This window comes from Mobiluncus sp. (genome assembly GCF_985070215.1).
Genome location: NZ_CFKZQR010000060.1, coordinates 1 through 8,292, shown reverse-complemented (window position 1 = coordinate 8,292; position 8,292 = coordinate 1). Strand labels below are relative to the sequence as shown.

The 8,292-nt window shown below is 59.3% G+C and carries 7 protein-coding genes and 1 pseudogene; 3 read left to right on the top strand and 5 right to left on the bottom strand.

Annotation, left to right across the window (positions count from 1 at the left end; translation table 11 throughout):
* Nucleotides 1-645: metallophosphoesterase (locus AC5LBQ_RS08965; RefSeq protein ID WP_493265266.1), on the bottom strand; the 645-nt coding region annotated here is incomplete at its 3' end.
* 43 nt (nucleotides 646-688) lie between these two features.
* Nucleotides 689-3,022: a transglycosylase domain-containing protein gene (locus AC5LBQ_RS08960; protein WP_493265265.1), complete on the bottom strand. Its 2,334-nt coding sequence runs from the start codon at nucleotides 3,020-3,022 to the stop codon at nucleotides 689-691.
* 240 nt (nucleotides 3,023-3,262) lie between these two features.
* Between AC5LBQ_RS08960 and AC5LBQ_RS08955 the strand changes: the two genes are divergently transcribed.
* Nucleotides 3,263-3,622, top strand: coding sequence for a WhiB family transcriptional regulator (locus tag AC5LBQ_RS08955; RefSeq protein WP_282922510.1), 360 nt, complete (start codon nucleotides 3,263-3,265; stop codon nucleotides 3,620-3,622).
* Between the two features lie 75 nt (nucleotides 3,623-3,697).
* Nucleotides 3,698-3,856 (top strand): Sp36 family protein, encoded by a 159-nt coding sequence (gene sp36 / locus AC5LBQ_RS08950; protein WP_282922509.1) that lies wholly within the window; start codon nucleotides 3,698-3,700, stop codon nucleotides 3,854-3,856.
* 35 nt (nucleotides 3,857-3,891) lie between these two features.
* Here sp36 and AC5LBQ_RS08945 read toward each other — a convergent pair whose 3' ends face one another.
* The 3 genes from AC5LBQ_RS08945 to AC5LBQ_RS08935 all read right to left on the bottom strand — a co-directional run bounded on the left by AC5LBQ_RS08945 (nucleotide 3,892) and on the right by AC5LBQ_RS08935 (nucleotide 7,784).
* On the bottom strand, nucleotides 3,892-4,779 hold the full coding sequence (locus tag AC5LBQ_RS08945) for a Crp/Fnr family transcriptional regulator (protein ID WP_491680946.1): 888 nt from the start codon (nucleotides 4,777-4,779) through the stop codon (nucleotides 3,892-3,894).
* Between the two features lie 41 nt (nucleotides 4,780-4,820).
* Complete coding sequence (locus tag AC5LBQ_RS08940) at nucleotides 4,821-6,008, bottom strand: ABC transporter permease (protein WP_493265264.1); 1,188 nt, start codon at nucleotides 6,006-6,008, stop codon at nucleotides 4,821-4,823.
* A 138-nt stretch (nucleotides 6,009-6,146) separates the two neighbouring features.
* Complete coding sequence (locus tag AC5LBQ_RS08935) at nucleotides 6,147-7,784, bottom strand: hypothetical protein (RefSeq protein ID WP_493265263.1); 1,638 nt, start codon at nucleotides 7,782-7,784, stop codon at nucleotides 6,147-6,149.
* 185 nt (nucleotides 7,785-7,969) lie between these two features.
* On the opposite strand from AC5LBQ_RS08935, the pseudogene AC5LBQ_RS08930 reads away from it, so the two are divergent.
* Nucleotides 7,970-8,292 (top strand): annotated as a pseudogene (locus AC5LBQ_RS08930) (hypothetical protein); the annotation flags it as partial.

Genomic DNA, 8,292 nt, shown 5'->3' with positions numbered 1-8,292 from the left:
GAACTCCAGGCGCACCCCGCGCACATCCAAGCTGCCGTTCGCATTATTCAGGTCCAGCCAACCGGAATCGGCCAACAGCCGGCTGAGCCGATTGCTCTGACCAGGCTCGCCAATCCGTTTAGCACCCGCAAAGCCCGACCCGGATTTTTCACTGGTACTCCACAAATATTTCAACGGATTACCCGCGCGGCTGGCGTAGAAATCATGATCTCCGAACACGTAGGCTCCCGGCACCCCCGAATCGATAAACGGCTGCAGCGCCGGGGCGGCCAAAAATTCATCCCCGTAACTCGACGACAGCATATCCCCGGTCAAAACGACCAGGTCAAAGTCCGTTCCCGCCCGTTTCGCCAGTTCTCGCAACCAGCCGACTAAATCCTCGCGGCCGCGATAAAAATGCGTGTCCGACAGGTGCAACACCCGCAATCCAGGAAACTGTGGTGTACCCGCCACTCCGAAACGCGGCACTTGTGCATCGATCCGGGGCGCAGCAATGGAACGCAAAGCCCGTCCGGACACGGGAACCGTCAAGTGACGCAGCTGGTAGGCACGGGAGGCGCGCGCAGCACTCCAGGCTACGGCTCCTGCCGTCAGCGCCCCGACTTTCATTGCGTTCCAGGTGCGGGTCCACAAGTTGGAGTCCATAGGGTCTGCCTTCACTTTCCTAGTGCGACGTTTATTTCGCTAGTTATTGTGCCGGAGGCGCGGGTTGCGCAGGAGCTGGGGGTTGAGCCGGAGCTGGCGGCTGCGGAGCGGGAGGCGCCGGATTGTTAGCGTCAGGATTCGCTCCGGGGTTCGCCCCACCCTCACCGGGGGTCGTCCCCGGACTACCTGCGCCGCTACCGGGTGCAGCCGGGTTGGCCGAATCCGAAGGTGTGGGAGTGGGACTCTCCTCAGTCTTGGGCTTGTAGCCTCCGCCCACAAACATGCCGGTAGAGCCCAGATTAACCTTTGGCAGGGGCTGGATCGGAACTCCCTGCAAAGCGGCGGTCATGAAAGTTCCCCAGGTCGGGGCCGCGATGGAAGAACCGTAGAGGGAACCGTAGTAGCGTCCCCCGATGGTTTGGTGGCCCACCGGGATATTCGCGTTAGCGTGCCCGACCCACACCGCGGCCGCCAGTTGGGGGACAAAGCCGACAAACCAGGTGTTTTCGTTGTGGTCCGTCGTGCCGGTCTTGCCCGCGGCCGGTCGGGGAATAGCAGCGGACCGCCCGCCCGCGTGCAGAACTCCCGCCAAGGTCACGGCAACTTTGTCGGCCACGTCGGGGGTCAGGACCTGGTGACAGTTCGCATCGGGCACATCATAAGATTTCCCGGAGGAATCCGTAACGGAAGTGATGCCGATGGGATCGCAGAAGACTCCGTGGGCGGCATAGGTTGCGTAGGCGCTGGCCATCTGTAGCGGGGTGGCGGAGCCGGCGCCGATAACGAAAGAGGGGTTTGGTGTGAAGGGTGAACCGTCAGGTTCGGTCACGCCCATCTTGGCGGCGGTTTTCGCGATGTCGCACAAGTCCAGTTTGGTCGCCATGTTTGCGAACACACCGTTGATGGAGTTCGCGGTACCCGCGGCAATCGTCATCGCGCCTTTCTTGGCACCGCCGGTTTCGGAAAAGTTCCAGTTGTTGGCCAGTTCCGGGGCGCAGGAAATCTTCCACTCCTTGGCGGGTATGCTGTAGCGTCCCCCGGCTTGGTCATAACCGCCGTATCCGTCGATATACCACTGGGTCAGGGTAAACACCTTGAAGGTCGATCCGGTCATGAAGCCGGCGGAGCCGCCGTGAGCGTAGTCGCCATTGTAAGAGTTTTCAGTCACCGCGTTGTTGCCCGGATCGACTCCATAGTTGGTGTTTTGGACCATGGCTTTGATTTTGCCGGTGCCCGGCTCGACGCTGGATAGGGCAATCTTGACGTCAGAAGGGTCGCCCACCGGGATACGTCCGGTGACTGTGCTGTAGGCGGCGTCTTGGGTTTTCGGGTCGAGGGTGGTCTTGATGTTGAGTCCACCGCGCAGTAGCAGGCGTTGGCGTTCCGCGTAGGTGGCGCCAAACTCTGGGGAGGACAGGATTTCCCCCACCACCCAGGAGCAAAAGTATGAGGCGTTGCCGGCCAACCCACACCCCTGCTGCTGGGTGGAGACGTGCAGCAGTTCCGAAACTGGTATTGACTTGGCCTTTTTGGCCTGTTCCGAGGTGATGTATCCGTCACGGGCCATCGCGTCCAGCACAAGTCCCTGGCGTTTGGTGGCGGATTCGGGGTGCGCGATGGGGTCGTGTCCGTTGGGGGACTGAGGGATTCCCGCTAGCAGGGCGGATTCGGCGAGACTGAGGTCTTTGGCGGACTTAGAGAAATAGTGTTGGGCGGCCGCTTCTACCCCGTAGACCGAGGGCCCGAACTGGGCGATGTTCAGGTAGCCCTCCAGGATTTCGGACTTGGTCATCTTTTGTTCCAAGCTCATCGCCAGTTTGGCTTCCCGGGCTTTGCGTTCCAAGGTTGTTTCACTGGCGGCTTCAATCATGTCCGGGTTCCCGGCGACCCGGCCTTGTTCGATGAGCAAGTTTTTCACGTATTGCTGGGTCAGGGTCGAAGCGCCCTGCAGGTCGTTGCCGGCTAGGTTGGACAGGATGGCCCGGCTCATGCCTTCGATGTCAACGCCCTGATGTTCCAAGAAACGCCGGTCCTCAATCGCAATAACGCCTTGTTGCAGGGTTTTGGCTACTTGCGCCAGGGGGACCACTATGCGGTTTTCCGCATAGAACTCGGCAATGGGGGTGCCGTCAGCAGCGGTGATGATGGATTTCATGGATGGTTGCGAAGTGGTGAAGTCGGCGGGCAAGTCGTCGAGGGTTTCGGCACCTTTAGCGCTGACGATAGCGGCGGCACCGACCACGGGCAGAGCCAAACCGGCGGTGAACACGCCCGCTACCGCGCTTGCCGCCACGAAAGCTACCAAAAGGGCAAGTACTCGCGACTTACGGGTCTTGGGCAATGCGGAAGTGGAACTGGCTGCGTCATTTTTCCCCATAGGTCAATCCTAAAGGTCGGGTGCGATTCTTTCTAAATTAAATCAGGCTATGGCACCGGATAACGTCCCTTCGGGGTGTTGTGTAAAGAATCTATTTCAATTTAGTTTGACAAATGGAAATGTTAAGTATGCTCTATGCAAAATTGTCTCGATTTATTCGCAATTTTTCGCCCTTGAAATTCCCTTGACCGGCGGCTAAGCTATTTAAGGCAAGCTGGCTTTCGAGAAAGAAAGATTCATATGTCAGTCAATGAAGACCAAACTTGGGCAGCCAAAGCATTGTGCGCAGATTGCCCGCCGGATCAACTTTTTGTCCAAGGTGCAGCCCAACGCGAAGTCCGTTCTATGTGTTACGGATGCCCTGTCCGCCTGGAATGCCTAGCCGATGCGCTGGATTCTCGTGCTTCTTTCGGAGTTTGGGGCGGTTTGACCGAGCGGGAACGCCGCGCGATGTTGCGCCGTTATCCCGAGGTGCGTTCTTGGGAAACTTGGTTGCGCGAAGCCGATGATGAGCTCGCTGCGGAGTTGCGGACGAAGCACGCTCCTCACGTGTTGGCTCACGTTCGTGCGTCCCGCCGCGCCGTAGCGCTCTCCAAGTAACGTTCCACCAGCGTTTATTGTCCAAGGGTGGGTTGTTGTTTTTTGGCTTGACCCGCCACGGTTTAGGCTGAGTTTATGACGAAGTGGGAATACTTGACGGCGCCGGTGATGGTGCATAATACGAAAGCGATTTTGGATCAGTTCGGTGCGGACGGCTGGGAACTGGTGGCGATAGTGCCCGGACCGGGCGGCGGGGATTCCCTGGTTGCTTACTTTAAACGCCCTTTGGCCTAGATCTTTTGCGGTATTCAGCGGGTCGTGTCTGCGGTTTACGAGGCCCGGTAGCGTAGCCGTTCTTCATTCATAATAATGATTGACCTGCGCTTTTGAATGATCCAGCCGCGGGAGATGAAATCTGCCAACACCTTGTTGGCTGTCTCTCGGCTAGCTCCGGCCATCTGACCTAACTCCAACTGTGACAGCCCGTGCGGCAGTCGCACCCCGGCGGCGGGAAAATCGGCTCCTCGCGGGGTTTCGCTGCCTGTTTCCGTCGCCGCCCCCGGCATTTGTCCTGACAATTGCTCGTCTGAGTCGCTTTCCAGCGGTTGCCCAAACTTTTCCATCAGCTCCAGCAAAGCAGCTGCGATGCGTCCCGGCACATCTACATCCCGCAGCGCCATGGTGCGCTGGTAGAGCAGCTCAGTTTGCCGGTTCAAGGCCCGCAGCAACTCTAGGTATAGGGCCTGATGCTTTGCCAGGTATTCCCCTGCATCCGTGACTAATACCCAGTCCAGTTGTACAGGTTCCAGGGTAGAAGCGGAGGCAAACCACGTCCGGGAGGCGGTTCGCGGGGCTGAACCGTTGGTGCTGTAGGAATCCCCGGTTTCCGGTTTGCCGGACCGATCCGGTGCAACGGGAGAACGCTGGAGGAAGTTGGCGCCGCCCAATCCGTCTTTTGCGGGAGAATCGGTCAGGGCATTAAGGCCGATGGTGTCTGTCGGTCCCAGGACTTCTAGGAGGTGGTCGCGGCCCATCGAAGTGGCGCGGGTCAGCTTAACTTTTCCCGAATGCAAGTGGAAGATGCGGTCTTGCACGCTGTCCTCGGCAGCCAAGCGGAATCGCGCATCCAAAGCTGACTCATGCACTTTGTCGCCTAGCCCGGCCAGCACTTCCGCCCAGATAGCACCTAGGCTTGTTGCACCGCTGTTTCTCGCCACCTAAGACTTTCCTTATCTAAATGTTTGGGTTGTTGCCGGGGCTAAGCGTTTTCGGCGCGAGCCAAAGCCTTGTCGGCGATTTGGTCAACCCGGCCTTTGCGGCGGGCGGTATGTCCCACCACGCCAATCATGATTAACAACACGCCGATAACAAAGAATTGTCCCGATGCTCCGGCGGATTCAATGAGGTAGCCCAGCACCTTCAACGCCATCACCGGGCTGTCTTGCATTCCCTGCAAAGTACTGCCCATCGCGCCTTTCACCACTCCGGGGACCACCACGAAAGCGCCGCCCAGAACACAGAGTGCAATTCCAGACACAAACATCCCCAGTGAGGACAACCGCACCACCATACCTATGATGACGACTGCTGCCAAACCCAGAACCAGGAAGATGAGCCCTTCCAAGGAGTATTTGCCCGTTTCCCAAGCGGAATGGTTTGAACCGTAGAGCAGTCCTCCGGCGTGGCGTAAGAATGCCCACGCCAGGGGTACTCCGATGAGGCTAATCAGCAGGGACCAGGCATGCGCGCCGGCTCGGCTGATTTTTGCCGGTTTGATGGAGGCTCCGGCAAGCATCGTAGATTCATTGAGTTTTTCGTCTTCGTTACCGAGAAGTTGTGCTTGACGTGGTTGCCATTTCGGGTCAGGTTCTTCCGTGGTTGCGGTGTCGTCAGCAGCCGCGCCAGCTGGAGGGGTCGGACTGGATTCCGCCCCCAAGAGGGACTTGCGGCGTACCACCGTGGTTTCCAGTTCCTCGGCTGGCGGTGCGGGAGTTATTTCCTCGTTCTTTGAGTCAACCACGTCAGTGGTAGAATCCTCAGTTTTCGCGATGGTTTCTTCGTTCAGGAACGATGACCAGGCTTGAGTCGAGGTGTCACTCACCGGGTCCGGTTCCGGCTCGGGTGCGGGTGCGGGCTCTGGCGCAGGGGCGTCGCTGTCTGTTTCCTCAGCTTGCGGGGTAACCACGGTTTCCGTGCTATTGTCAGTAACTACGGTTGACTGTGTATCGGGTTCGTTGTCCTCGACCGGAGTGGTGACTGATTCTTCGGGGGTGGGCTCGGTTTTAGTGTCAGCGCCAGAGTCGGTGTCAGAGTCTGCGCTGTCTTTCGCAAAAGCCTGCGCCCATGCCTCTGCAGCATCGATTTCGCCGTCCAAAGACTTGTCGGCATCCTCGGACGCGTCACGCAGGTAGTCAGGCAATTCTGCCGGCTGATTTTCTTCGGTCACGGGAGTCTCCCTTCGTCAGTCACCTCGGGAAACACGTTAGCGCACGAACCAGGCCATTCTCACTAGGCGCGCTGGGAAAAACTGAAGAAAGCAACGAAAAACCCGGGCAAACCGCTTGTGAACACGTTAAAAAACCGGCTAAGCCTCCGCAAGATCCGCCTTTTGATCGCGTTGACCCGCTTGACGACACCACCACAGCGTTAGAGCGCAAGCAATGAGCACAAAACCGAAGGTCGTCAGCGGTCCGCCGGATACGTGCATAGAAGCGGTGAGGTGATCGGAAAGGAACCTGACCAGACGTTCGGCCCAACCGGAAGTCGAAGCCTCCCCGAAAGCTAGAATTATCCCCGGGATAATCCCGCAGGTCACGCCGGCAAACAGCAGGCCCGCGGCGGAGCGGGAACCCGAATAAACCGCTATGAACAGCAAGACGATGCCCAGAATCGGCAACCCGTATGTCGCGACCGCCGGCAGCTCTGACAAATGCCCGCTGGCGCCGGTGATGACCGCCAAACGATCATGGAGCGGAATCAGCGCCAACATGCCCGCAATCGTGCAGATGACAGCCACCACAATCGCCAAGAAGTGATACTTCAAGCGTGAAGGCGGGGCAATGGGTGCGCCGGGCTGGCGGTCGTTAGTTTCGCCGAGCTCGTGCTCCAGCAAGGCGAAGTCCCGCCCCTCCAGATAGGCGATTTGAGACGCCAAAGACGCCCCGACCATGACTATTGCCATGGTGGGGAACAATCCGGAAGCCGTCAACGTGGAAACTCCATCGAGGAATTCCCACCACAGCGAGTATTGCGAAGCTCCCGTCAAAGTGTCGTTGTGGGCGGCGACCAAGCCGCGAATCGGGCTGGCCAGGACGGTCAGCAGCACGGGCCAGAGCGCAGAAATCGCCCAGGATAGCGACGAGTAGTAGCCGGTGACCACACCGGTTATCGACAGCAGTGCGGTTCCTGCCAAGATTTCAAAAATCCCCAAAACTATAGCGACAGCTCCGGCGCCGTAACTGGCATCCATCACGGTTTTCGTACCCCAGATCAGGAAAACCATCGCGATGGGCGCCACCAGCAGCCCGGTAAGGATACCGATGAGGTTGGCCCGCAGGGTACTGGGCGGAGGTTTCGGTGTCCCGGTTTCCGCGAGTGTCCGGGACTGATCGCGCAGGTAGGCAAACCGTTTCCACGTGCCGGGCCGCTTGGCAGGTGCCTCGGAGGGGGCTGGTTCGGGGCTCAAGTCATCGGGAACCTGTTCGACTTCGTTTTGAGCTGCGGCGGCGGCGAGTTCGGTCCTCCAAGCTGCGGTTTCGGCCTCGTCGATTTCTTCTTCCGGCAAGGCGGTTGGGACACCAGCGGCGGTCGGGGTCAGTGGAATGGGGCCGGGCTGGGCGGGTTGAATGGGCTGGGTGGATTGAGTTGGCTGAGCGGGAGGGATGACCGGGGGTATCCCGACTGCGGGACTTGGCTGGCCGGGTTGAACAGGTTGGCCGGGTTGAACATTCGGTCGCGGGGTCGGGGAGGGGTGCCCTGGAGGAGTCACCAATCCGCGCCGCACTGCGGAACGGGACGGCAACACGCGAGGCTGAACTGTTTTTTGTTGCGGGCGTGGGAAAGGAACCGCAGGATTGCCCGCTGTTTGAACGGGCGGCAAAGAAACAGCCGGAGCCTGCGGGCGGGCATGAGGAGGCAACGTCTGCTCCTGGCGGCGTTGCTGCGAGCCGCCTGTCTGCCCAGGAACCGGATTCTTGGGAGGCTGCGGAAGGTTTTCGGACACCGAGCCATTGTATAACGCGGGACTGCAGCTATACTTAACTTCCCCAAAATTTGGTCAAGTTTTCGCGGTTTTCCCAGTCAGTCACCCATTTCATCACGTTATCCACAGGGCGGTGAATTCGGGGTTTTCCACAGGTAAAAATTTTTCCGTTTCTGGTCTGTTGCACGGCGGCGAAAACTTGGGGCATGGTCAATACCTCAAAAACGGTGACGCTGCTGTGCGAACCGCACGAGAAAGCATGGCGGGAGCAGCTCGAAATGCTCGCCACGCTGGCAGGCGCCGATTTGCGGGTCACGGTGCCGCGAGACTGGTCAGGGACGAGTCCCGGCCCGGTCTTTTGCTCTACCCAAGCGGCCGCCGCCTGTCCAGGTCGACTCGCGGGCGGAACCTACCTGGTGCGTCTGCAAGGCGAGACCGGCGGAGGCGCGCAGGCGCGGCCTGCTTTGGGTTTGCCCGCCGATGAACGTGAAGTGCTGGGCCTCATGCTCCAGCAGTCCGGTAGCGCTTT

Coding starts and splice junctions, on each gene's coding strand:
- AC5LBQ_RS08955 (WP_282922510.1), top strand. CDS start 3,263: ATGTCAGTCAATGAAGACCAAACTTGGGCAGCCAAAGCATTGTGCGCA.
- sp36 (WP_282922509.1), top strand. CDS start 3,698: ATGACGAAGTGGGAATACTTGACGGCGCCGGTGATGGTGCATAATACG.
- AC5LBQ_RS08960 (WP_493265265.1), bottom strand. CDS start 3,022: ATGGGGAAAAATGACGCAGCCAGTTCCACTTCCGCATTGCCCAAGACC.